Annotated in this window: 20 protein-coding genes; 11 read left to right on the forward strand and 9 right to left on the reverse strand. The window is 69.5% G+C overall.

The window, feature by feature from the left end; translation table 11 throughout:
- The first annotated feature begins 8 nt into the window (after positions 1-8).
- Positions 9-398: a zinc ribbon domain-containing protein gene (locus WS95_RS34250; protein WP_082747017.1), complete on the forward strand. Its 390-nt coding sequence runs from the start codon at positions 9-11 to the stop codon at positions 396-398.
- An 81-nt stretch (positions 399-479) separates the two neighbouring features.
- On the opposite strand, the gene WS95_RS27195 is transcribed toward WS95_RS34250, so the two are convergent.
- Complete coding sequence (locus WS95_RS27195; protein ID WP_059827126.1) at positions 480-1,361, reverse strand: AraC family transcriptional regulator; 882 nt, start codon at positions 1,359-1,361, stop codon at positions 480-482.
- A 276-nt stretch (positions 1,362-1,637) separates the two neighbouring features.
- On the opposite strand from WS95_RS27195, the gene WS95_RS27200 reads away from it, so the two are divergent.
- From WS95_RS27200 to eutC, 4 genes are all read left to right on the forward strand, one after another.
- Complete coding sequence (locus tag WS95_RS27200; protein WP_034209627.1) at positions 1,638-3,101, forward strand: mechanosensitive ion channel; 1,464 nt, start codon at positions 1,638-1,640, stop codon at positions 3,099-3,101.
- 187 nt (positions 3,102-3,288) lie between these two features.
- The gene (gene eat, locus WS95_RS27205) at positions 3,289-4,701 is read left to right on the forward strand and encodes an ethanolamine permease (protein WP_059827128.1); all 1,413 of its coding nucleotides are present in this window, start codon (positions 3,289-3,291) and stop codon (positions 4,699-4,701) included.
- 110 nt (positions 4,702-4,811) lie between these two features.
- A complete protein-coding gene (locus WS95_RS27210) occupies positions 4,812-6,209 on the forward strand; it encodes an ethanolamine ammonia-lyase subunit EutB (RefSeq protein ID WP_034209625.1) in 1,398 nt (465 codons plus the stop codon).
- Positions 6,206-7,003 (forward strand): ethanolamine ammonia-lyase subunit EutC, encoded by a 798-nt coding sequence (eutC, locus tag WS95_RS27215; protein ID WP_059780406.1) that lies wholly within the window; start codon positions 6,206-6,208, stop codon positions 7,001-7,003. Before WS95_RS27210 ends, eutC begins: the two co-directional genes overlap by 4 nt.
- Here eutC and WS95_RS27220 read toward each other — a convergent pair.
- The gene (locus WS95_RS27220; RefSeq protein ID WP_059827130.1) at positions 6,996-7,880 is read right to left on the reverse strand and encodes a LysR family transcriptional regulator; all 885 of its coding nucleotides are present in this window, start codon (positions 7,878-7,880) and stop codon (positions 6,996-6,998) included. The two genes, eutC and WS95_RS27220, sit on opposite strands and share 8 nt — an antisense overlap.
- A gap of 164 nt (positions 7,881-8,044) precedes the next feature.
- Here WS95_RS27220 and WS95_RS27225 point away from each other — a divergent pair, with 164 nt between their 5' ends.
- Positions 8,045-9,679, forward strand: coding sequence for an MFS transporter (locus WS95_RS27225; protein ID WP_059827132.1), 1,635 nt, complete (start codon positions 8,045-8,047; stop codon positions 9,677-9,679).
- A 178-nt stretch (positions 9,680-9,857) separates the two neighbouring features.
- Here WS95_RS27225 and WS95_RS27230 read toward each other — a convergent pair whose 3' ends face one another.
- Positions 9,858-10,286: a pyridoxamine 5'-phosphate oxidase family protein gene (locus tag WS95_RS27230; RefSeq protein WP_034209621.1), complete on the reverse strand. Its 429-nt coding sequence runs from the start codon at positions 10,284-10,286 to the stop codon at positions 9,858-9,860.
- A 319-nt stretch (positions 10,287-10,605) separates the two neighbouring features.
- Here WS95_RS27230 and exaC point away from each other — a divergent pair, with 319 nt between their 5' ends.
- From exaC to WS95_RS27245, 3 genes are all read left to right on the forward strand, one after another.
- Positions 10,606-12,132, forward strand: coding sequence for an acetaldehyde dehydrogenase ExaC (gene exaC / locus WS95_RS27235; RefSeq protein WP_034209620.1), 1,527 nt, complete (start codon positions 10,606-10,608; stop codon positions 12,130-12,132).
- Between the two features lie 174 nt (positions 12,133-12,306).
- Positions 12,307-12,855 (forward strand): hypothetical protein, encoded by a 549-nt coding sequence (locus WS95_RS27240; RefSeq protein WP_059780402.1) that lies wholly within the window; start codon positions 12,307-12,309, stop codon positions 12,853-12,855.
- A 245-nt stretch (positions 12,856-13,100) separates the two neighbouring features.
- Positions 13,101-14,117, forward strand: a complete 1,017-nt coding sequence (locus tag WS95_RS27245; protein WP_027783194.1) for a helix-turn-helix domain-containing protein — start codon at positions 13,101-13,103, stop codon at positions 14,115-14,117.
- Between the two features lie 111 nt (positions 14,118-14,228).
- Here WS95_RS27245 and WS95_RS27250 read toward each other — a convergent pair whose 3' ends face one another.
- Together WS95_RS27250 and WS95_RS27255 are read right to left on the reverse strand one after the other, a co-directional pair.
- Complete coding sequence (locus tag WS95_RS27250) at positions 14,229-15,323, reverse strand: hypothetical protein (protein WP_059780401.1); 1,095 nt, start codon at positions 15,321-15,323, stop codon at positions 14,229-14,231.
- Positions 15,320-17,023 carry a thiamine pyrophosphate-binding protein gene (locus tag WS95_RS27255; protein ID WP_034209616.1) on the reverse strand — a complete coding sequence of 568 codons (1,704 nt, stop codon included), beginning with the start codon at positions 17,021-17,023 and terminating at the stop codon, positions 15,320-15,322. The genes WS95_RS27250 and WS95_RS27255 overlap by 4 nt, the downstream gene beginning before the upstream one ends.
- A 341-nt stretch (positions 17,024-17,364) precedes the next feature.
- On the opposite strand from WS95_RS27255, the gene vapB reads away from it, so the two are divergent.
- Positions 17,365-17,601, forward strand: coding sequence for a type II toxin-antitoxin system VapB family antitoxin (vapB, locus tag WS95_RS27260; protein WP_059827199.1), 237 nt, complete (start codon positions 17,365-17,367; stop codon positions 17,599-17,601).
- Positions 17,601-18,002, forward strand: coding sequence for a type II toxin-antitoxin system VapC family toxin (locus WS95_RS27265; RefSeq protein ID WP_034209615.1), 402 nt, complete (start codon positions 17,601-17,603; stop codon positions 18,000-18,002). Before vapB ends, WS95_RS27265 begins: the two co-directional genes overlap by 1 nt.
- Positions 18,003-18,068: 66 nt before the next feature.
- Here the strand turns inward: WS95_RS27265 and WS95_RS27270 are convergent, their stop codons facing one another.
- From WS95_RS27270 to gcvH, 4 genes are all read right to left on the reverse strand, one after another.
- Positions 18,069-19,457 (reverse strand): L-serine ammonia-lyase, encoded by a 1,389-nt coding sequence (locus WS95_RS27270; RefSeq protein ID WP_059827134.1) that lies wholly within the window; start codon positions 19,455-19,457, stop codon positions 18,069-18,071.
- 30 nt (positions 19,458-19,487) lie between these two features.
- Positions 19,488-20,630: an alginate lyase family protein gene (locus tag WS95_RS27275; RefSeq protein ID WP_059827201.1), complete on the reverse strand. Its 1,143-nt coding sequence runs from the start codon at positions 20,628-20,630 to the stop codon at positions 19,488-19,490.
- 150 nt (positions 20,631-20,780) lie between these two features.
- Positions 20,781-23,708, reverse strand: coding sequence for an aminomethyl-transferring glycine dehydrogenase (gcvP, locus tag WS95_RS27280; protein WP_059827135.1), 2,928 nt, complete (start codon positions 23,706-23,708; stop codon positions 20,781-20,783).
- A gap of 61 nt (positions 23,709-23,769) precedes the next feature.
- Positions 23,770-24,150: a glycine cleavage system protein GcvH gene (gene gcvH, locus WS95_RS27285; protein WP_059780398.1), complete on the reverse strand. Its 381-nt coding sequence runs from the start codon at positions 24,148-24,150 to the stop codon at positions 23,770-23,772.
- Positions 24,151-24,217: the final 67 nt, after the last annotated feature.

Here is a 24,217-nt window from a genome sequence, read left to right on the forward strand (position 1 = left end):
AGCGGGCGATGGGCTTTCTGAAACGGATTCTCGGTGGGCACGGCAGCGGCGGAAACCGGGGTGAGCGCAGCCCCGGCGGCCCCGGAAGCGGGCATCACGGCGGATATCACGGCGGGACACGTCAGGGCGGCCATGGCGGCCACGATGCGCGCGGCCGCGATCGCCACGGCTGGGGCTGGCAGGCGCCGGCCGATGCCAGTGGAGGGCGAGGCGGCCAGGGTGGCAACGTGCCGCTGAGCCAGCTCGCGTGCGCGGGCTGCGGCGCACTCAACGCAGCCGATGCACGCTTCTGCGCACAGTGCGGCGCGGCGCAACGCAGCAAGGCCTGCAGCCGCTGCCATGCGGCGTTGGCGACCGACGCGCGGTTCTGTCCCGGTTGCGGGACGCAGGCGGCTTGAGCCTCTCCGCGAGTTCGCGCCTGCCAGGCATACGCACCGGCCGGCGCGCTTCGTTCGACTGCCGCCGCACCGGCCCGTCGCTCAGCGCAGCGGCAGGTGAATTTCGGTGAGCAGGTCGGCCGGCTCCGTGTCCATCGGCGTATTGAGGTACAGCTCGAACGGCGGCACATCGGCGGCTTCGCGGCCCGAGTGGCGCAGCCAGTCGCCGTAGAGCCACTGGTAGGCCGTCTTCAGGTCCGCATACGGCCCGGTATGCAGCAGCACCGCGTATTCGCCGCCGGCGATCGTCACGCGCTCGACCGGCGGCGCGGGCGCCACGTCCGGCGCGCCGTCGGCCGGCATCCAGCACGCTTTCGCGCGCAACTGCGCTTCGGGCGTCGTGTCCGGATCGTCGTAGAAAATCCCGATCACCTTCGCGCCCGGGCCGATCAGCCCGTGCTGCCCGGCCCACGCGCCGATCTGCCCGAACGCGTCGCCTACCTTCATGTACGCGCCGGTGTGCGTCACCGCGTAGCCGCGCAGTGCCGGCAGGCGCCGGATCTCGACCTCGTGCTTGAACATGTCTTCCTCTCCTCGCTGTAACGGATAAATCGGCCGGTGGCGGCCGGTGCGCCGGTGCTGCGCGGGCAGCACGCCGTACGCGTCGCGAAACGCCCGCGCGAACGCGTGCGTCGAACCGTAGCCTGCGCGCCGCGCGATCTCGTCGAGCGGCCGCGCGGTGCAGACCAGATCCTCGGACGCCCGCACGATCCGCATCCGCCGCACCGTCGACACGATCGACTCGCCGTACAGCGCGCGATAGACGCGCTGCCAGTGATACGGCGACAGGCAAGCGATTTCCGCAAGCCTGTTCAGGTCGAGCGGGCCGTCGAGATGCGCGCCGATGTACGCGTGAACGCGCGCCACGCTCGCTGCGTAGCGGACCCACGCGGGCGGCTCGATCTTCGTTTCGGATGCAGGCATCGGCGTGTCCGGGGCAAGAATCGACGCCACGGTAGCACGGCCCGAATGGACAAATCTTGCGGAAATGCGTAGTGGTCCGAAATCTGCCCCTTTTTATTTCATCGAAATGGGGTCTTGCCCCGCCGCAATCTAGAACTAAAGTTAAAGACGGTGAAATCGGGTGATTGCGTCATTTTTCTCGGGTAAGTTGCTCGGACGGGGCAGCACGCTTTTTCGAAGTACGCAGGTCGTTCGTCGATGTTCAATCGCACCACCACGTTTTCGGGAGAAGAAGAAATGGATGCTTCCAGCTTCATCACGTCGCTGCAGACCACGCTGGGCGGATACCTGCCCAAGATCGCCGGCGCGATCGGCATCCTGGTGATCGGCTGGCTGATCGCCGTGGCGGTGCGGGCCGGCGCACTGCGCCTGCTCAACGCACTGAAGGTCGATCAGCGGATCAACGAAAGTACCGGCCAGGGCGCGTGCGTCGAACGCATCATCGCCGGCGGCCTGTTCTGGCTCGTGCTGCTCGTCACCGCGGTGGGCATTTTCAACGTGCTCAACCTGTACGCGGTCTCCAATCCGTTCTCGCTGCTCGTCACGCACATCGTCAACTACCTGCCGAACCTGATCGGCGGCGCGGCGCTGACGCTGATCGCGTGGCTGATCGCGTCGCTGCTGCGCAGCCTCGCGAACCGCGCGCTGAAGGCGAGCAAGATCGACGACAAGCTGTCCGAAGGCGCCGGCATGCAGCCGATGAGCGGCTATCTCGGCGACGTGCTGTTCTGGCTCGTGATCCTGATGTTCCTGCCGGCGATCCTCGCGTCGTTCGCGCTGTCGGGCCTGCTCTCGCCGGTGCAGGGGATGGTCGACAAGCTGCTCGCGATCGTGCCGAACATTTTCGCGGCCGCGGTGATCGGCTTCGTCGGCTGGGTCGTCGCGCGCGTGCTGCGCGGCCTCGTGACGAACCTGCTGGTCGCCGCCGGCGCCGACCGCCTCACGCAAGGAATCGACAGCCCGACGCCCGTGCGCGTGTCGAGCCTGATCGGCACGATCGTCTATGTGTTCGTGTTCGTGCCGACGCTGATCTCCGCGCTCGACGCGCTGAAGATCGACGCGATCTCGATCCCCGCGACCAACATGCTGAACCAGTTCCTCGGCGCGGTGCCGGACATCGTCGCGGCGATCGTGATCGTGCTCGTCACGTTCTACTTCGCGCGCTTCGTCGCGTCGCTCGCGCAGAAGCTGCTGGAAGCCGCCGGCGCGGATGGGCTGCCGGCCGTGCTCGGCGTCGAGCGCGTGTTCTCGGGCATTTTGCAGCCGTCGGTGCTGGTCGCGCGGCTGATCGTGTTCTTCGCGATGCTGTTCGCGGCGGTCGAGGCCGCGAACCGGCTCGGCTTCTCGCAGGTGCGCGACGTCGTCACGCTGTTCATCGAGTTCGGCGGCCACGTGCTGATGGGCGGCGTGATCCTCGTGATCGGCGTGTGGCTCGCGGGCCTCGCGCGCCGCGTGATCGAGCAGGCCGACCGCGAGCACAGCGTGCTGTTCGCGCGCATCGCGCAATTCGCGATCCTCGGCCTCGTGTTCGCGATGGGGCTGCGCGCGATGGGCATCGCGAACGAAATCGTCCAGCTCGCGTTCGGGCTCGTGCTCGGCGCGATCGCGGTGGCCGTCGCGCTGTCGTTCGGCCTCGGCGGCCGCGAGGCGGCCGGCAAGCTGCTCGACCGCTGGTTCAACCAGCGCGGCGGCGGCCAGTAAGCACGGCCGATCCGGCCCGCGCTGCGCGGCCGGATCGGCGCGGCCACATGCGCGGCCGGCGTTTTCGCAAGCGAAACGTCAGCCGCGATCTTTGCCGAATTTCGATAACACGTCGTTTAATGACTCTCTAGCATCGATTCTCAGTCGCGCGGGCGTGCAGGCCCGGCGCCTTTGAGGAGAGAGTCCGATGAAAGCAGAGTCGAATGGCCGGCCCGCCGCCGGCGCCAGGTCGCCCGGCCAGCCCGCGCTGCAGCAGACGCTCGGGACCTGGCAACTGTGGGGCATCGCGGTCGGCCTCGTGATTTCCGGCGAATACTTCGGCTGGAGCTACGGCTGGGCGAGCGCCGGCACGCTGGGTTTCGTGATCACCGCGCTGTTCGTCGCGGCGATGTACACCACCTTCATCTTCAGTTTCACCGAGCTGACGACGTCGATCCCGCACGCGGGCGGCCCGTTCGCGTATGCGCGCCGCGCGTTCGGCCCGACCGGCGGCTATCTGGCAGGAGCTGCGACGCTGGTCGAGTTCGTGTTCGCGCCGCCCGCGATCGCGCTCGCGATCGGTGCGTACCTGCACGTCCAGTTTCCGGGGCTCGAACCGAAACACGCGGCGATGGGCGCGTATCTCGTGTTCATGGCGCTGAACATCGTCGGCGTGCAGATCGCCGCGACCTTCGAGCTCGTCGTCACGCTGCTCGCGATCTTCGAGCTGCTGGTGTTCATGGGCGTCGTGTCGCCGGGCTTCGCGTGGAGCAATTTCACGAAGGGCGGCTGGTCGGGCGCCGATCACTTCAGCGTGGGCGCGTTCCACGGGATGTTCGCGGCGATTCCGTTCGCGATCTGGTTCTTCCTCGCGATCGAAGGCGTCGCGATGGCCGCCGAGGAAGCGAAGAACCCGAAGCGCTCGATTCCGATCGCGTACGTGGCCGGGATCCTGACCCTCGTGGCGCTCGCGATCGGCGTGATGGTGTTCGCCGGCGGCGCGGGCGACTGGACCAAGCTCGCGAACATCAACGACCCGCTGCCGCAGGCGATGAAGTACATCGTCGGCGCGAACAGCGGCTGGATGCACATGCTCGTGTGGCTCGGGCTGTTCGGGCTCGTCGCGTCGTTCCACGGGATCATCCTCGGCTATTCGCGCCAGATCTTCGCGCTGGCGCGCGAAGGCTATCTGCCGGAGTGGCTCGGGAAGGTGCATCCGCGCTTCAAGACCCCGCATCGCGCGATCCTCGCGGGCGGCGTGGTCGGCATCGCCGCGATCTACAGCGACGAGCTGATCCAGTTCGGCGGGCAGACGCTCACCGCGAACATCGTGACGATGTCGGTATTCGGTGCGATCGTGATGTATATCGTCAGCATGGCGGCGCTGTTCAAGCTGCGCCGCTCGCAGCCGAACCTGGAGCGGCCGTTCCGCGCGCCGCTGTATCCGATCTTCCCGGCATTCGCGATCCTCGCGGCGCTGGTCTGCCTCGGTACGATGGTGTATTTCAACGGGCTGGTCGCGCTGGTGTTCGTCGGCTTCCTCGCGGTCGGTTACGCGTACTTCCTCGCGACCCGCGCGCAGCGCGCGAGCGCGCCCGGCGACGCGCTGCTGGAGGAGTGAGCGATGCCGACGGTGCAGGCGAAGGTGAAAGTGAAAGGCCGTTCCTGACGGCATCCGGCGCGCCCCGTCGAACGGGCGCGCCGTCGGCTTTTGGCAAGGAGATTCGAACGATGTCCTATACGGAGACGATCGGTCCGCGCACGTACCGCTTCGCGGACCTGAAGACGCTGCTCGCGAAGGCGAGCCCGCTGCGTTCCGGCGATCAGCTCGCCGGCGTCGCGGCGGCGAGCGAGGAGGAGCGCGTCGCCGCGAAGATCGCGCTCGCGGGCGTGCCGCTGAAGGCGTTCCTGAACGAAGCCGTGATCCCGTATGAACACGACGAGGTCACGCGCCTCATCGTCGACGATCACGACGCGCAGGCGTTCGCGGACATCTCGCATCTCACCGTCGGCGATTTCCGCAACTGGCTGCTGTCGCCCGCCGCCGACGGCGCCGCGCTCGAACGGATCGCGCCGGGCCTCACGCCCGAGATGGTCGCGGCCGTGTCGAAGCTGATGCGCAACCAGGACCTGATCGCGGCCGCGCGCAAGCGCCGCGTGGTCACGCGCTTTCGCAACACGGTCGGGCTGGCCGGCCGGATGTCGGTGCGGCTGCAGCCGAACCACCCGACCGACGACGTGAAGGGCATCGCCGCATCGATGCTCGACGGGCTGATGTACGGCTGCGGCGACGCGATGATCGGCATCAACCCGGCCACCGACAGCCTCGCGGCGATCGTGAAGCTGCTCGCGATGATCGACGGTTTCCGCGAACGCTACGGCGTGCCGACCCAGTCGTGCGTACTCACGCACGTGACCAACACGATCGCGGCGATCGAGAAGGGCGCGCCGGTCGATCTCGTGTTCCAGTCGATCGCGGGCACCGAGAAGGCGAACGCGAGCTTCGGGATCTCGCTCGCGCTGCTCGGCGAGGCGCGCGAAGCCGCGCTGTCGCTCAAGCGCGGCACGGTCGGCAACAATCTCATGTACTTCGAGACCGGCCAGGGCAGCGCGCTGTCGGCGAACGCGCACCACGGCGTCGACCAGCAGACCTGCGAGGTGCGGGCGTATGCGGTCGCGCGCAAGTTCGAGCCGTTCCTCGTGAACACGGTGGTCGGCTTCATCGGGCCCGAATACCTGTACGACGGCAAGCAGATCATCCGCGCGGGGCTCGAGGATCACTTCTGCGGCAAGCTGCTCGGCGTGCCGATGGGCTGCGACATCTGCTACACGAACCACGCGGAAGCCGACCAGGACGACATGGACACGCTGCTGACGCTGCTGGGCGCGGCCGGCATCAACTTCATCATGGGGATTCCGGGCGCGGACGACGTGATGCTGAACTACCAGAGCACGTCGTTCCACGACCAGCTCTACGTGCGCGAGGTGCTCGGCCTGCGCCGCGCGCCCGAGTTCGAGGAATGGCTGGAGACGATGGAGATCGCCGACGCGCACGGCGCGCTGCGCGCGGCGACGGCACGCGTGCCGCTGCTCGCGGGCGCGAACGACTGGATGGGGGTGTCCGCATGAGCGACGCCGTCGAGAAGAACCCGTGGGCGCAGCTGAAGTCGTTCACGAACGCGCGGATCGCGCTCGGTCGCGCGGGCAACAGCCTGCCGACCGCGCCGCTGCTGGCCTTCAACCTGTCGCATGCGCAGGCGCGCGACGCGGTGCACCAGCCGCTCGACGCGGACGCGCTGCGGCGCGAGATCGAGGCGGCCGGCCTGCTGCCGACGCTCGGCGTGCAGAGCGCCGCGCCGGACCGCGATCATTACCTGCGCCGGCCCGATCTCGGCCGCAAGCTGTCCGACGACAGCCGCGGGCTGCTGGCCGGCTACGGGGCGGCGCTCGACGAGGCGCCCGATGTCGTGTTCGTGGTCGGCGACGGGCTGTCGGCGTTCGCGGCCGCGAAGCAGGCGCTGCCGCTGTTGCAGGCCGTGCGGCCGCGGCTCGATGCGGACGGCTGGCGGATCGGCCCGGTGGTGGTCGCGACGCAGGCGCGCGTCGCGCTCGGCGACGAGATCGGCGAGCTGCTGCGCGCGAAGGTGGTCGCGATGCTGATCGGCGAGCGGCCCGGGCTCAGCTCGCCGGACAGCCTCGGCGTGTATCTGACGTGGGCGCCGAAGGTCGGCTGTCACGACGCGCTGCGCAACTGCATTTCGAACGTGCGGCCCGAAGGGCTGCCGCACGCGGCCGCCGCGCACAAGCTGCATTACCTGATGACGCATGCGCGCCGCCTCGGGCTGACGGGCGTCGGGCTGAAGGACGACAGCGACGCGCTGCCGCCGCCGGTCGAAGCGGAGCGGATCGGCGCGACTACCTGAACAGCCGCTCGCACAGGAAATCGACGAACACGCGCAGCTTCGGCGACAACTGCCGGCTCGACGGCCACACGATCGAGAACTGCCCCGGCGCGATCCGGTAGTCGTCGAGCACGGTGACGAGCGCGCCGTGCTCGAGCGCGTCGCGCGCGAGGAAGTCGGGCATGTAGCCGATGCCGAGCCCTGCGAGCACGGCGCCGCGCAGCGCCTCCATGTTGTTGCAGGTCATCGCGGTGCGCAGCGCGAGCGGCGTGCCGTCGTCGGCCGCGAGCGCCCAGTCCTGCAGCTTGCCGGTGGTCGGGAAGCAATAGCGCACGCAGTCGTGCGCGTCGAGGTCGCGTGGCGTGCGCGGCGTGCCGGCCTGCGCGAGATACGCGGGCGTCGCGCACAGCACGAACGCGAACGGACCGAGCCGCCGCGACATCAGGCTCGAATCGGACAGCGGGCCGCTGCGGATTACCGCGTCGAAGCCGCCTTCGACCACGTCGACCATCCGGTCGTTGAAATCGAGATCGAGTTCGACGTCCGGATAGCGCTGCCGGAATTCGGGCAGCACCGGCAGCAGGAAGCGGTAGCCGATCACCGGCAGGCTCACGCGCAGCTTGCCGCGCGGGCGCTGCGCGGACGCCGTCACGGTCGCCTCCGCGTCGCGGAAATCCTCGAGAATGCGCTGGCAGCGCTCGTAGAAATGCCGCCCCTCTTCGGTGAGCGTCACGCGCCGCGTCGTGCGGTTGAACAGCCGTACGCCGAGCGACTGCTCCATTTTCGCGATGGTCTTGCCGACCGCCGACGCCGAGATGCCGAGCGCGCGGCCGGCCGCGACGAAGCTCAGCGCTTCGGCGGTGCGGACGAACGCGACGATGCCGGTGAGGTTTTCCATCTTTCCATTGAATCGAAGGGACGTGCGGCGACGCACGCTGGCAGAGGTATTGCGGAATTTTAGTCCGTTATATGCGGACCTTCGCGTGGTTTTTCGCGGATTGAATCCGATTTATCGTCTGTCGCTCCAATGGCGCATCCGCGCCGGCTTTTCGAGGAGCGATGATGGATCACCCTGTTTCGGCCAATTCGGCGCTGGCGGCGCGCCGGCGCGCGTGGGTGCTGGCCGCCGTCTGCATGGCCGCCGTCGCGTTGCCGCTGTCGTTTTCGGGCGGCGCGGTCGCGACGCCGGCGATCGGCCGCGACCTGCACGGCAGCCCGGTCGCGATGAACTGGATCACCAACGCGTTCATGCTCGCGTTCGGCAGCTTCCTGATGGCGTCGGGCGCGCTCGCCGACCAGTTCGGCCGCAAGCGCCTGTTTGCCATCGGGGTCGGCGGCTTCACGCTGATGTCGGTCGCGCTTGCGTTCGCGCCGTCGATGCTCGCGGTCGATCTGCTGCGCGCCGCCCAAGGGCTCGCGGCGGCCGCGGCGCTGGCCGGCGGCACGGCCGCGCTCGCGCAGGAGTTCGACGGCGCGGCGCGCACGCGCGCATTCAGCCTGCTCGGCACGACGTTCGGGGTCGGGCTCGCGTTCGGGCCCGTGCTCGCCGGCGGCCTGATCGGGCATTACGGCTGGCGCGCGATCTTCGTGACGAGCGCGGTGGCCGGCGTGCTGTCGCTCGCGTTCGGGCTGCCGCGCATGCACGAGTCGCGCGATCCGCACGCGACGGGGCTCGATTGGCCCGGCACGGCCGCGTTCACGGCCGCGCTGACGCTGTTCACGTTCGGCGTGATCGAGGCGCCCGCGCGCGGCTGGTCGAGTCCGCTCGTGATCGCGCTGCTGGCCGGCGCGGCGCTCGGCGCGTGCGCGTTCGTGACGATCGAGACGCGCGTCGCGCGGCCGATGCTCGACCTGTCGCTGTTCCGCATCGCGCGCTTCGTCGGCGTGCAGGTGCTGCCGGTGTCGACCTGCTGCTGCTACATCGTGCTGCTCGTCGTGCTGCCGCTGCGCTTCATCGGTATCGACGGCTTCAGCGAGATCGACGCGGGCTGGCTGATGCTCGCGATCTCCGCGCCGATGCTGGTGGTGCCGCTCGGCGCGGCGACGCTCACGCGCTGGCTGTCGGCCGGCGTGATTTCCGGGCTCGGGCTGCTGATCGCGGCGGCCGGGCTCGTCTGGCTCGGCATCGCGCTGCGCGGCGGCGCGGGGCCGGCGGCGATCGCGCCGATGCTCGCGATCGGCGTCGGCGCCGGCATGCCGTGGGGGCTGATGGACGGGCTGTCGGTGAGCGTCGTGCCGAAAGCGCGCGCGGGGATGGCGACGGGCATTTTCAGCACGACGCGCGTGGCCGGCGAGGGGATCGCGCTGGCGATCGTCGGCGCGGTGCTGGCCGCGCTCGCGCAAGCGGGGCTGGCGCACGCGGCAGGGGCGGCCGGCACGCCGGACGCGACGCTGCGGGCCGCCGCGCGGCTTGCGACCGGCGATCTCGCGGGCGCGGCTGCCGCGTTGCCGGCCGTCGGTCGCGCGGCGTTGATCGCGAGCTACACGCACGCGTTCGATCGGCTGCTGGCCGGGCTGGCCGTCGTCACGGTGCTGTGCGCGGCGGTGGTGTTCGGGTTTCTCGGCGGGCGGGCGGCCGCCGACGGAGACGAGGCGGGCGATGAAACGGACGACGAGGCGGGAGGCCGCGCGTTCACCGATGCGTCGGCGCGCAGCAGCCGGATCGAACCGGCCTGTGCGGAGACGCACGGGCGGTGAGCGTTGCATCGTGGCGCTTCGGCACTTCGGCACTTCGGTGCATCGTGCATCGGTGCTTCGGGCCATCGGCGCGTCGGCACGTCGGCACGTCGGCGCTTCGATGCCTCGGGTCATCGGCGCTTCGGCACCTCGACAATCCAGTAGGCGCAGCCGCCCGCATGGTCCGTCGGTCAGCGCGTCACGCCAGCACGAGCGGCGGCAGGGCCGCATCCGCGCGCGCCTGCGCGCACGCCACATCGATCACCAGATAGCGCAACGCATCCGGCCACAGGCGCGCGTGCCGTTGCGCATCCTCGTCAAGCGTCGCGCGGCCCTGCACGAGCCAGGTCGTCCGACGCACGAAATCGACGAACAGCAGCGCGATGGCCGGATTCACGAGCAGGTTGCCGATCGTGTTGAGCAGGTTGTTGCCTGCGAAGTCGGGCAGCACCAGCGTGCGGCGGTCCGGGATATCGACGAGCGGCGCGAACGAACCGTCGGCGCGCGGCTGGCGGCCGCGGTAAGAACAGTCGGCGTTGCCGGCCGCGTCGGCGGTCGCGACGATCAGGAAAGCCTGCTCGCGGATGAAGGCGATGGCATCGTCGGTCAGGGGGCCGCGATCGGTCATGGTGTCGGTCGGCGTGTGCGCCGTGCGTGAGGATCCGCGATTCCCACGCAAGCGACATGCCACGCGGCGCGGCGCGCATTCGCGGCAACGCACCGCCGCCCACTGTGGAAATTCCGAACACCGGCCACCTCGCTGCGCAACCGCGGTGTTCAGAATCGGTACACCTGCCGTGTTGCGTGCGTGAACACCGCACGGAGCGAACGCGCGCCGGCCGCGATCGACGTGCGCCCGTTCCGTTTGGCACGCATGTTGCGTAAACGGGACCAGCGCATTCCAACCGGCGCTGTACTCACACAAGCACGATGAACAGGAGACATGTATGAACCCGTTTGACCTGAAGCAACTGGGCCTCGACGTCGAATACCCGTACCGCCAGCAATACGACAACTACATCGGCGGCAAGTGGGTGGCGCCCGTGAAGGGCGAGTATTTCGAGAACGTGTCGCCGATCAACGGCCAGCCGTTCTGCCGCGTGCCGCGCTCCGGCGCCGACGACATCGAGCTGGCGCTCGACGCCGCGCATGCGGCGCGCCGCAAGTGGGGCAAGACGTCGGTCGCCGAGCGCGCGAACCTGTTGCTCGCCGCCGCCGACCGGATGGAAAAGAACCTGAAGCTGCTGGCCGTGGCCGAGACGATCGACAACGGCAAGCCGCTGCGCGAGACGATGGCGGCCGACCTGCCGCTCGCGATCGACCACTTCCGCTACTTCGCGGGCTGCATTCGCGCGCAGGAAGGCGGCATCTCCGAAATCGACGACAACACCGTCGCGTACCACTTCCACGAGCCGCTCGGCGTGGTCGGCCAGATCATCCCGTGGAACTTCCCGCTGCTGATGGCCGCGTGGAAGCTCGCGCCGGCGCTCGCGGCCGGCTGCTGCGTCGTGATGAAGCCGGCCGAGCAGACGCCCGCGTCGGTGCTCGTGCTGATGGAACTGATCGGCGACCTGTTCCCGGCCGGCGCGATCAACATCGTGAACGGCTTCGGCAAGGAAGCGGGCGAAGCGCTCGCGACCAGCAAGCGGATCGCGAAGATCGCGTTCACCGGCTCGACGCCGGTCGGCAAGCACATCCTGCGCGCGGCGGCCGACAGCCTGATTCCGTCGACGGTCGAACTGGGCGGCAAGAGCCCGAACATCTTCTTCGCCGACGTGCTCGACCAGGACGACGCGTTCCTCGACAAGGCGCTCGAAGGGCTCGCGATGTTCGCGCTGAACCAGGGCGAAGTGTGCACGTGCCCGTCGCGGATCCTGATCCAGGAATCGATCTACGAACGCTTCATCGAGAAGGCCGTCGCACGCGTCGAGCGCATCAAGTCCGGCCACCCGCTCGACCTGCAGACGATGATCGGCGCGCAGGCGTCGCAGCAGCAGCTCGACAAGATCCTGTCGTACATCGACATCGGCCGCGGCGAGGGCGCGCAATGCCTGACCGGCGGCGAGCGCACGGCGCCGGCCGCCGAACTCGGCACCGGCTACTACGTGAAACCGACGATGCTGCTCGGCAACAACAAGATGCGCGTGTTCCAGGAAGAAATCTTCGGGCCGGTCGCGTCGGTGATGACGTTCAAGGACGAGCAGGAAGCGATCGAACTCGCGAACGACACGTTCTACGGGCTCGGCGCCGGCGTATGGACGCGCAACGGCACGCGTGCGTACCGGATGGGCCGCGAGGTCGAGGCCGGCCGCGTGTGGACCAACTGCTACCACCTGTACCCCGCGCATGCGGCGTTCGGCGGCTACAAGCAGTCGGGCATCGGTCGCGAGACGCACAAGATGGCGCTGTCGAACTATCAGCAGACGAAGTGCCTGCTGGTCAGCTACCAGGCCGAGGCGCTCGGGTTCTTCTGATCGCCGCTGCCGCGGCAGCGTGCCGGAGCCGGTCGGCCCGGCACGCCGCCCGGTTCGATTTCCCTGTTCGACGGCCGGCGCCGGTCGCGTTTCCGGCGGCCGGCGCCGGCCACGCTGCCGGCCGTCGCGCATGCGCGACGGCACGGTGCACCGATGCATGTGACGACTCCCGGCATGGCAGAACCGCCCCGATCCTTTCCGCGTCACCCGGTATTCCATCCGGGCGAACTCGACGCGCAACACCGCTTCGGCGTCGCCGACGAAGCCGAGCGAATGAGCGACGCCGTGACCACGCGGCTGAGCATCGGCGTACGGCAGTTCGTCGAATCGCAACCGTTCATGTTCGTCGGCACGGCGTCCGGCGCCGGTGCGTCGATGACCTGCGACATCGTGCAGAGCCGGCGCAGCGAGCACGGCGATCTGCTGCCGGTGGTGCGCGTGATCGATACGAAGACGCTGCGGTTCGCGTTGCCCGCCGCGCATGACGGCGACGGCGGCTGGATCGACGCGGCCGCCTGCGACGGCAGCGGGGTCGGGTTGCTGTTCGTCGATTTCGTGCGCGGCCTGCGCTACCGGATCAACGGCCGCGCCACGCTGCGCGCCGATTTGCCGGAAGCGGACGCGGCGCCGTGGGCGGCGGGCAGCGCGATCGTCGAACTGGCGATCGCGCAGGCATACGGCAATTGCGGCACACGGGTCGTGCGGCTGAAGCCGGCCCGGTAGCCGGCGTCCGGGCGTCGGCATCCGGGCGCGGGCATCCGGGCGCCGGCATCCGGCGCGCGCGGCGGCACGCATGCGCGGTCGCCGCGCGGATCGCACCGGCGGCGTGCGCGACGTGCCGCCTTCGGGTGCGCCCGCATGGCGCGCATTGGCCGGACAGCGTGGAATGGCGGGGGCGCGCCGGGCCGTGCGGTTCGGCACGGGACTTGCGTGATACGCAGGGTTCCGCGCAGGTGAGGGAGGACACGATGGATCAACACGTGGCGTGTACGGAAGAACCGACCGCCGAAGACACGCGGCGCAGCGCGCAGGGCGACGACGCGTTCGCCGGGCAGGCCGTCGTCAGCGTCGCGCACGATGCGGACGAGCAGGCGCGCAACCTGATCGGCTGGCGGCAGACCTACGACCAGCTCGCGGCCGGCCGCTTCGTCGGCACGCTGACCGAGCTGCCGCTCGACACGATGAAGCTGTTTCGCGAATCGACCAGCCACCTGCTGCGCCAGGCGTGCGAAGTGCGCGGCGACGCGTACTGGTTCGGCATCCCGCTCGTGTGCGACGGCTCGGCGCGCGTCGATGCGTGCCGCATCGGCCCCGGCGCACTCGCATTCCGGCCCGGCAACGTCGAATTCGAACTCGTGACGCCCGCGCAGTTCTCGATCTACGGCGTCGTCGTGCGCGGCGACGTGCTGCGTCGCTATGCGGAGGAAGTGGAGCGTCGCGCGCTCGACGAGCGGCTGTTCACGCAGCGCGTGATGCAGGTCGGCGACGCGCGGCTCGCGCGCCTGTGCGCGCTGCTCGGCCGCCGGCTCGACGGTGCGGTGGCGATGGCCGGCCCGCTGCCCGATGCGCAGCGCGACGACCTGCAGGCCGAAGTGCTGGCCGCGCTGTTCGACGCGTGCGCGCAGCCGGCCGACGACGGCAGCGGCAGTGCGCCGTCGACGCGCCGCTGGCTCGTCGACCAGGCGCGCGACTACGTGCTCGCGCACCGCACGCGCCCGGTCGGCGTGCCCGAGCTGTGCGAGCAGTTGCACGTGAGCCGGCGCACGCTGCAGTACTGCTTCCAGGACGTACTCGGGATGGCGCCCGCGACCTACCTGCGCACGCTGCGGCTGAACGGCGCGCGGCGCGACCTGTGCGGGCGCGCGGCCGGCTCGGTGCAGGACGTCGCGGAGGCATGGGGCTTCTGGCATCTCAGCCAGTTCGCGACCGATTACCGGCGCCTGTTCGGCAAGCGGCCGTCGGAGACGCTGCGCGATCGCGCGTGAGACGCTCGGCACGGGGTGCCGGGCGGCCGGGGCGGCGGGCGCAGCGGGCGCTGGCGCCGGGCGCGCGCTGCCGATTCGATCGTGTTCCGCTCGCCGCCGCGCCGGCTTCGCTCAGATGGCCGTCGCCGCCGCGCCGCGCGGCGCGGGCCACGCCAGCGCGTCCCAGTCGACTGCGCGGTAAGCGGCTTCGACCGCCGCCAGATCGTCCGGCCGCTCGCTGCGGTGCAGCCCGTGCAATTCGGCCGGCACGTCGAGCGTGACCGGCACGCAGTGCGGATAGTCGCGCACGCGCCATGCCGGCCCGATCGTCGTGAAGCACGCGAGCGTCGGCACGTCGAAACCGTCGGCGAGATGCACGGCCGCCGTGTCCGGCGCGAACAGCAGGCTCGCGCCCTTGATCCAGGCGATGAAGCGCGCGGTGTCGGTCGCGTCGCGGCTCACGTCCACGTAGGCGGGATGCGCGAGCGGGCCGAAGCCGACCACCGGCAGCCCGTAACGCTGCGCGAGCCGCTCCACGAACCCGATGCACAGCGCGGGCGGCACGCTGCGCACCGCGGTGCTCGCATTCGGGCAGAACAGCACGTACGGCCGCTGCCACGCGGCCGGCAGCGCGGGCAGCGGCAGCCGCGCGAGCCAGCGGTTGCGCTTCGCGGCGGCGGGCACCGCGGCCGGATCGACGCCGAGCGCGTCGAGGAAGAAATCGATCATGGGCAGCCGCGCGAATGCGGGCCAGTACAGGTGATTGCCGACGTCGATGCAATGCGCGTCGGCGGGCAGCGCGTCGGCCGCGCACGGCAGCGTGCGTGACGGCGCGACGACGTCGGCCGCGAGCGCGTACAGCGCATCGACATAGCGCGGCGCGCGCGCCGGCCGGTACAGCGTGAAGCGCAGGCCCGCATGGGCCGCGCGCAGCGCGGCGAGGGCCGTCAGCCCGATTACCGAATCGCCGAGCGTGACGCCCATCCCGTTGATCACGTGCACGTGCCGCGCGTCGCCGTAATCGACGCGGAACGGCCGGTGAGCGGCGTGCAGCAGGCCGAGCGCCGGCGCGGCCGGCACGTGGCCTTCGGCGCGCGTGTCGCCATGCTCGAGGTCGTACGGCGCGACGAGCATGCCGTCGGGCGCGAGCAGCGTGCCGGGGCAGGTCAGCGCGTCGTCGGGCGACAGCGCGGCGACGGGCGGCGCGGTGCGCATGTCCATCGTCATGCGCTACGCGCGCGGCGGCCCTGCTCGCGGATCTGCTCGAGCGTCGCGGCGGGCGTGCTGGCGTCCTGCGGGATGCGGATCTCGATCACCGCGGGCAACCCGCAGGTCAGCGCGCGCTCGAGCGCGGGCGCGAAATCGGCGGTGCGCTCGACCGTCTCGCCATGCGCGCCGAACGCACGTGCATACGCGGCGAAATCCGGGTTCGTGAGTCCCGTGCCGTGCACGCGCCCCGGGTAGTTGCGCTCCTGATGCATGCGGATCGTGCCGAAATGGCCGTTGTTGACGACGATCGCCACGATGTTCAGCCCGTATTGCATCGCGGTCGCGAGCTCGTTGCCGGCCATCATGAAGCAGCCGTCGCCGGCGAGCGCGACGACGGCGCGCTGCGGATACAGCGACTTCGCGGCGAGCGCGGCCGGCAGTCCGTAGCCCATCGCGCCGCTCGTCGGCGCGAGCTGCGAACGGAAGTGCCGGTACGCGAAGTGGCGATGCAGCCAGATCGCATAGTTGCCCGCGCCGTTGGTCAGGATCGCGTCGTGCGGCAGGCGCTCGCGCAACTGCACCATCACGTCGCCGAGTTGCACGTCGCCAGGCATCGGCAGCGGCGCATGCCATTCGCGGTACGCGCGGTGCGCGTCGGCGGCCGCGCCGGCCCACGCGGGCCGCTCGGGCGGCTCGAGCGCGGCCAGCGGCGCGGCGATCTCGGGCATGCCGGAGACGATCGGCAGGTCGGCGGCGTACACGCGGCCGAGTTCGTCCGCGCCCTGATGCACGTGGATCAGCGTCTGGCGCGTCTTCGGGATGTCGAGCAGCGTGTAGCCGCCGGTCGTCGCTTCGCCGAGGCGCGGCCCGATCACGAGCAGCAAGTCGGCATCGCGGATGCGTTTCGCGAGCGCGGGGTTGATCCCGAGCCCGACGTCGCCCGCGTAGTTCGGGTGTGCGTTGTCGATCGTGTCCTGGTAGCGGAACGCGCACGCGACCGGCAATTGCCAGCGTTCGACGAAGGTGCGCAGGTTCGCGCAGGCGTCGGGCGTCCAGCCGCTGCCGCCGACGATCGCGAACGGCCGTTCCGCGCGCGCGAGCCGTTCGCGCAGCTCGTCGATCTGCGCGGCCGACGGCGCCGCCGCGATGCGTTTCGCGGCCGGCACGACGGGCTGCGGTGCGCACGCGTCGGACAGCACGTCCTCCGGCAACGCGAGCACGACCGGGCCGGGCCGGCCGGACGTCGCGACGTGGAACGCGTGGCTCAGGTATTCGGGGATGCGGCGCGGATCGTCGATCTGCGCGACCCATTTCGCCATCTGGCCGAACATCCGGCGGTAGTCGATTTCCTGGAAGGCTTCGCGGTCGAGGTGCTCGCGTGCGCACTGACCGACGAACAGGATCATCGGCGTCGAATCCTGGAACGCGGTGTGCACGCCGATCGACGCATGCGTCGCGCCCGGCCCGCGCGTGACGAACGCGATGCCGGGGCGGCCGGTCAGCTTGCCGACCGCTTCGGCCATGTTCGCGGCGGCCGCCTCGTGGCGGCAGACGACCGTCTGGATGCGGGCGGTGTCGTCCGCCAGCGCATCGAGCACGGCGAGGAAGCTCTCGCCCGGCACGCAGAACACGCGTTCGACGTGATTGGCGAGCAACGCATCGACGAGCAGCCGCGCACCGGTGGTGGCGCGCGGCTCGAGATCCTTGGAATGCGACATGGGCAGCCGTCTCCCTTGGGTAGCGGGACGTACAGCTTACGCCGGTTGGCCGAGCGCCGGTACGCCGGCCGTTGAAAAGTGTCGGAACGCTGGGCGGGGCGGCCCGTGCGCGCCGGCTTCGATTGGCCTTCCGGCCAGCTTGTGCGCGTTCGTGCGACGGCGGAAAGTGAGTGCCATGGATGTTGAGCCCGACGCCGAATCGGCATGTCGGCGTTCAGCGGGGGCGTTGACGCTCACGTATCGAGCGGAACGCCATCGGGAGGCTTATGTACACACATGGATTTACATCTTCGCCCGCATCGGATAATGTACATACAATGTACATCCGAGCGGAGATCGACATGCATACCACGAGGGTATTCAGGAACGGCAACTCGCAGGCCGTGCGAATTCCGGCGGGCCTCGCCTATGAACGCAGCGACATCGAACTGGAAATCGAGCGCGTCGGTGACGAAATCCGGATTCGGCCGATGCGGCGGCCGCTGACGCAGGTACTGCAGAAATTCGCGAAATTCGGGCCGGACTTCATGGCCGAAGGGCGCGGCGATCAGGAGCAGGCCGAACGCGAGGGATTGTGATGCCGCGCTTCATGCTCGACACCAACATGTGCATCTATCTGATGAAGCATCAGCCGGAGCAGGTCGCGAAACGATTCGCGCAGTGCTACACGGGCGACGTCGTCATGTCGGCGATCACCTATGCGGAGCTCGAGTACGGCGTGACCGCATGTGCGAGTCCGGCCCGGGAGCGCCGCCATCTCGCCGCATTGATCGAGGATATTCCCGTCGCGCCGTTCGACGCCGCGGCCGCGCAAGCGTATGGCCCGATCCGCGACGCCACCCGCGAGCGGAAGAAGGATCACCTCGACAAACTGATCGCCGCGCATGCGGTGTCGCTCGATGTCGTCCTCGTGACCAACAACGAGCGGGATTTCGTCAGCTATCCGGGGCTGCGACTGGAGAACTGGCTGAACGACTAGCGCCGGGCGCCGTGCCGGCGGCAATGCGGGATATCGGTCCATCCCGCGTCGTCGCCGGGTCCGGCATCAGCATTCGACGATATTCACCGCGAGCCCGCCGCGCGACGTTTCCTTGTACTTCGTCTTCATGTCGGCGCCCGTCTCGCGCATCGTCTTGATCACCGAGTCGAGCGACACGTAATGCGAGCCGTCGCCGCGCAGCGCCATGCGCGCCGCGTTGACGGCCTTCACCGACGCCATCGCGTTGCGCTCGATGCACGGAATCTGCACCATCCCGCCCACCGGGTCGCAGGTCAGGCCCAGGTTGTGTTCCATCCCGATCTCGGCCGCGTTCTCGACCTGCTGCGGCGTGCCGCCGAGCACGGCCGCGAGCGCGCCGGCGGCCATCGAGCACGCGACACCCACTTCACCCTGGCACCCGACTTCCGCGCCCGAGATCGACGCGTTGAGCTTGTAGAGGATGCCGATCGCGGCGGCCGTCAGCAGGAAGTCGATCACGCCCTGTTCGTTCGCGCCGGGCGTGAAACGCGTGTAGTAATGCAGCACGGCCGGGATGATGCCGGCCGCGCCGTTGGTCGGCGCGGTGACGACGCGGCCGCCGGCCGCGTTCTCCTCGTTGACCGCGATCGCGTACAGGTTGATCCAGTCGATCATCGACAGCGGGTCCTGCAGCGCGCGCTCCGGGCTGCCGGTCAGCGTGCGGTACAGCTGCGGCGCGCGGCGCTTGACCTGGAACGGGCCGGGCAGGTTGCCGTCGGCATCGGGATGGCCGATCCCGCAGCCGCGCGACACGCACGACTGCATCACGGCCCAGATCTTCAGCAGCCCGTCGCGCGTTTCTTCCTCGGTGTGCCATGCGCGCTCGTTTTCCCACATCAGTTGCGCGATCGACTTGCCGGTCGATGCGGTCAGCGCGAGCAGCTCCGCGCCGGTGCGAAACGGGTGCGTCATCTGCTCGGCCGCGCTCAGTACCTTGGTGTTCGGCGCGCCGGCCGTCACGACGAAGCCGCCGCCGACCGACAGGTAAGTGCGCTCGACCAGCACCGCGCCGTTCGCGTCGCTCGCGCGCAGCTTCATCCCGTTCGGATGTTCGGGCAGCGCCTGGCGGTAGAACGCGATGTTGTCCTTCAGCACGAACGGCACCGGATGCGTGCCGAGCAGCGCGAGCCGCTTCGTTTTGCGGACGTCTTCCAGCCGCGCGTCGATCGTGTCGGGATCCACGGTGTCGGGCGCGTCGCCGAGCAGGCCGAGCATCACGCCGCGGTCGGTGCCGTGGCCCTTGCCGGTGGCGCCGAGCGAGCCGTACAACTCGACCTTCACGTGGGCCGTCGCGTCGAGCAGCCCGTCGCGCTCGAGGCCCTGGACGAACATCAGCGCCGCGCGCATCGGTCCGACCGTGTGCGAACTGGACGGACCGATGCCGATCTTGAAGAGGTCAAACACGCTGACTGCCATTTCGATACCTGCCTTGCGATAAGAATGAAGCTAGCGCGCCTGCAATGGCAGGCACGCGGCGAGCCATGCGGGCGGCGTTGGGGAAAGCTGCTGCGCGACGCGGGCATAGCGCCCGTCGAGCCGCGCGGCCAGATGAAAGAGTTCGGTGGCGTTTTTCGGGTCCCACTGCCCCGTGTAACCCGGCAGGCCGGCCTCGCGGCGCTTCGCGTCGAACGGCACCGGCGAATTCACGAATTCCTCGTGCGTTTTCTCGCCGAGCGCATACGGCACGAGCCAGTCGAGCGCGGCCGCGAGCGTCGCGCCGTTCGCGCCGCGCTCGCGCAGCCAGTTGCGGTTGAAGCGGCGCGCGGCGAGCGCGGCCGTCACCAGCGGCTGCAAATCGTAGACCGCGTAATGCAGCGCATCGCGTTCCTCGAAATCCCAGGTCTTGCCATCCGGGCCGATGTTGTCGGCGAGATGTTCGACGAACAGCCGCTGCGCGGCGTTCATCATCTTGCGGTCGCCGAGCGTGAACGCGGACAGCGCGATCAGCTTGATCCGGTGGCTCTGCCAGTTGTTGCGCCAGGTGCCGGTGAGCGGGCGCTTCTGCGCGTCGACCTGCGCGACATAGCCGGCGCCGAGCTTGGCGATGAACGCGGCCGCCGCGTTGCGCGTCTTCACCGGCAGCGCGCTCGCGGTCATGTCGTACGCGACGATCAGGCTCTCGAAGCGCGTCTCGTCGATCGGGTTGAAGCTCGGCTGATAGGTCGAGACCCACGCGGACAGGAAGCGGTCGACGAGTTGCAGGTAGCGCGGCGCGTTCGTCACGCGCCACGCGAGCGCCGCATCGCGCATCAGGTCCATGTCCTTGAGCGCGGCGGCGCTCTGGTCGTAGATGCCTTCGTGCGGCAGCGTGCCTTCGGTGTGCACGCGCGCCATCGCCTTCGGCTGCTCGCCGATGCGTGCGTCGACGCTGCGGATCAGCGCCTGCACGCCTGGCTCGGCCTGCGTCGTCTCGCTCGCCTGCAGCGCCGGCGCCGCGCAGAAATTCATCGCCGCGTGCGCACGGCCGGACATGCCGAGGCCGGCGGCGGCCAGCGACAGCGACGCGACGAGCATCGGCACGGAACGGCCTACGCGCGTGCGCGGCCGCCGCTCTGTTGCACCATGGCCCGGAAACATCGGACGCACCATGCGGAACTCCTTCATTGGCTGGATCGCGTGTGATGTTAGCCGGATTGGCGGATGAACGTGAACCGGTCGGCCCGACGAACGCAAAAACCGCACGCAACCGGGGTTGCGTGCGGTGCGGTCACCGTCGGTCGGCTCCGGGCGTGACGCGCGTTATGCGTAGTCCGACACCGGCACGCACGAGCAGAACAGGTTGCGGTCGCCGTACGCGTTGTCCGCGCGGCCGACCGGCGGCCAGTACTTGTTCGTGCCGAGCGATGCGACCGGGTACGCGGCCTGCTCGCGCGAATACGCATGCGGCCATTCGTTCGCGGTGACGACGGCGGCCGTGTGCGGCGCGTGACGCAGCGGGTTGTCCTCGCGATCGGCGCGGCCTTCCTCGACCGCGCGGATTTCCTCGCGGATCGCGATCATCGCGGCGATGAAGCGGTCGAGTTCTTCCTGCGATTCCGATTCGGTCGGCTCGACCATCAGCGTGCCCGGCACCGGGAAGCTCATCGTCGGCGCGTGGAAGCCGTAGTCCATCAGGCGCTTCGCGACGTCGTCGACGCTGATGCCGCTCGTTTCCTTGATCGGCCGCAGGTCGAGAATGCACTCGTGCGCGACCAGCCCGCCCGGGCCCGAATACAGCACCGGGTAGTGCGGCGCGAGGCGCTTCGCGATGTAGTTCGCGTTGAGGATTGCGGTTTCGGTCGCGGCGGTCAGGTTCTTCGCGCCCATCATCGCGATGTACATCCACGAGATCGGCAGGATCGACGCCGAGCCGTACGGCGCGGCCGACACCGCACCGATGCCTTCCTCGCCGCGTGCGTAGCCTGTCGAGCGCTGGTTCGGCAGGAACTTCGCGAGGTGCGCGCCGACCGCGACCGGGCCGACGCCCGGGCCGCCGCCGCCGTGCGGGATGCAGAAGGTCTTGTGCAGGTTCAGGTGCGACACGTCGCCGCCGAACTGGCCCGGCGCGGTCAGGCCGACCATCGCGTTCATGTTCGCGCCGTCGACGTACACCTGGCCGCCGTGCGCGTGGACGATCTCGCAGATCTCGCGGACGTTCTGCTCGAACACGCCGTGCGTCGACGGATACGTGATCATGATCGCCGCGAGGTTCTTCGAGTGCTGCTCGGCCTTCGCCTTCAGGTCGGCGATGTCGACGTTGCCCTGCGCGTCGCACGCGACGACCACGACCTTCATGCCGGCCATGTGCGCGGACGCCGGGTTCGTGCCGTGCGCGGACGCCGGGATCAGGCACACGTCGCGATGGCCTTCGCCGCGCGATGCGTGGTACGCGTGGATGATCAGCAGGCCCGCGTACTCGCCCTGCGAGCCCGCATTCGGTTGCAGCGACACGGCCGCGTAGCCGGTGGCCGCGACGAGCATCTGTTCGAGCTGGTCGATCATCTCGCGGTAGCCGACGGTCTGCTCGGCCGGCGCGAACGGGTGGATGCGGCCGAACTCGGGCCACGTGACGGGCAGCATTTCCGACGTTGCGTTCAGCTTCATCGTGCACGAGCCGAGCGGGATCATCGAGCGGTCGAGCGCGAGATCCTTGTCCGACAGGCTGCGCAGGTAGCGCAGCATTTCGGTTTCGGAATGGTGGCGGTTGAACACATGGTGCGTCAGGTACGCGCTCGTGCGCTCGAGGCCGGCCGGCAGCGCGGCGACGCCGTCGAGACCCGCGTCCAGCGCATCGACGGCCGGCGCGGTGCCGCCCGCGGCCTGCGCGAACACGTCGAGGAGATCGGCGAGGTCGTCGCGCGTCGTCGTTTCGTCGACCGACACGCCGACTTGCGTGTCGCTCACGCGGCGCAGGTTGATGCGCTTGGCCTTCGCGAGTTCGTGGACCTGCGCGGTGCGCGCGCCGGTATCGATCGTCAGCGTGTCGAAGAACGTGTCGTTGACGGTCGCGAAGCCGAGCTGTTTCACGCCGGCGGCCAGCAGCGCCGCGATGCGGTTCACGCGCAGCGCGATCGTCTTCAGGCCGTGCGGGCCGTGGTAGACCGCGTACATGCTCGCCATGATCGCGAGCAGCGCCTGCGCGGTACACACGTTCGACGTGGCCTTCTCGCGGCGGATGTGCTGTTCGCGCGTCTGCAGCGCGAGGCGCAGCGCGGGCTTGCCCTGCGCGTCGACGGTCACGCCGACGAGGCGGCCCGGCATCTGGCGCTTGAATTCGTCGCGCACCGCGAGATACGCGGCGTGCGGGCCGCCGAAGCCCATCGGCACGCCGAAGCGCTGCGTGTTGCCGACCGCGACGTCCGCACCCCATTCGCCGGGCGGCGTCAGCACGGTGAGCGCGAGCAGGTCGGCCGCGACGACCACGTGGCCGCCGGCCGCGTGGATCGCTTCGGTGAGCGCGCGGTAGTCGCGCACGTCGCCGTTCACGCCCGGGTACTGCAGCAGCACGCCGAACGCGTTTGCCTGCGCCGCGTCGGCGGCCGGGCCCGTCTTGACCTCGATGCCGACCGGCAGCGCGCGCGTGCGGATCACTTCAAGGGTTTGCGGCAGCACGTCGTCGGCGACGTAGAACACGTTCGACTTCGGCTTGCCGGTGCGCTGCAGCAGCGTCATCGCTTCGGCCGCGGCGGTGGCTTCATCCAGCAGCGAGGCATTCGAAATTGCGAGACCCGTGAGGTCGGCCACCATCTGCTGGAAGTTCAGGAGCGCTTCGAGGCGGCCCTGGGAAATTTCGGGCTGGTACGGCGTGTAGGCCGTGTACCACGCCGGATTTTCGAGCACGTTGCGCAGGATCACGGCCGGCGTGTGCGTGTCGTGGTAGCCCTGGCCGATATACGAGCGGAACACCTGGTTCTTGTCCGCGAGCGCACGCAGCGCGGCGAGGGCTTCGGCCTCGCTCTTCGGCTGCGCGAAGGGCCCGAGCGGCAGCGTTTCGGCGCGGCGGATCGACGCCGGGATCACGGCGTCGATCAGGGCGGCGCGCGACGCGAAGCCGAGCGTGTCGAGCATGGCCTGCTGGCTGGCGGCGTCGGGGCCGATGTGGCGTTCGGCGAACGCGTCGTGCGTTTCGAGCGCGGCGAGCGAGAGGGGCGTGCGGTTCATCAGGCGGTCCGGGTGTTCGAGCTTCATGGCGTGACTCTGGTCCCGCGCGGGCCGGCTGCGCGGCCGCGCGCGGTTCGGGTAAGGAAAATTAGTCGATCAGCTTGCTGTACGCGTCGGCGTCGATCAGCTTGTCGGTCGATGCGCCGTCCGCGAGCTTGATCTTGAAGAGCCAGCTTGCGTACGCGTCGCTGTTGACCTGATCCGGCGCGTCGACGATCGCGCCATTGACTTCGACGATTTCGCCGGACACCGGCGAGTAGATGTCGGATGCCGCCTTCACCGATTCGACGACGCCGACGGCGTCGCCCGCCGTCACCGACTTGCCGACTTCGGGCAGCTCGAGGAAGACGATGTCGCCGAGCGTGCTCTGCGCGTGATCGGTGATGCCGACCGTCAGCGTGCCGTCGGCTTCGGTGCGGATCCACTCGTGTTCGTCGGTGTACTTCAGATCGGCCGGGACGTTGCTCATCGGATGCTCCTGGATAAAAAGGTGTGTTCGTTCTGCTGGCGCGCCGCCATGGTGCGCCGGATGGGGT

The organism is Burkholderia sp. MSMB1826 (assembly GCF_001526325.1).
Classification (GTDB): Bacteria; Pseudomonadota; Gammaproteobacteria; order Burkholderiales; family Burkholderiaceae; genus Burkholderia.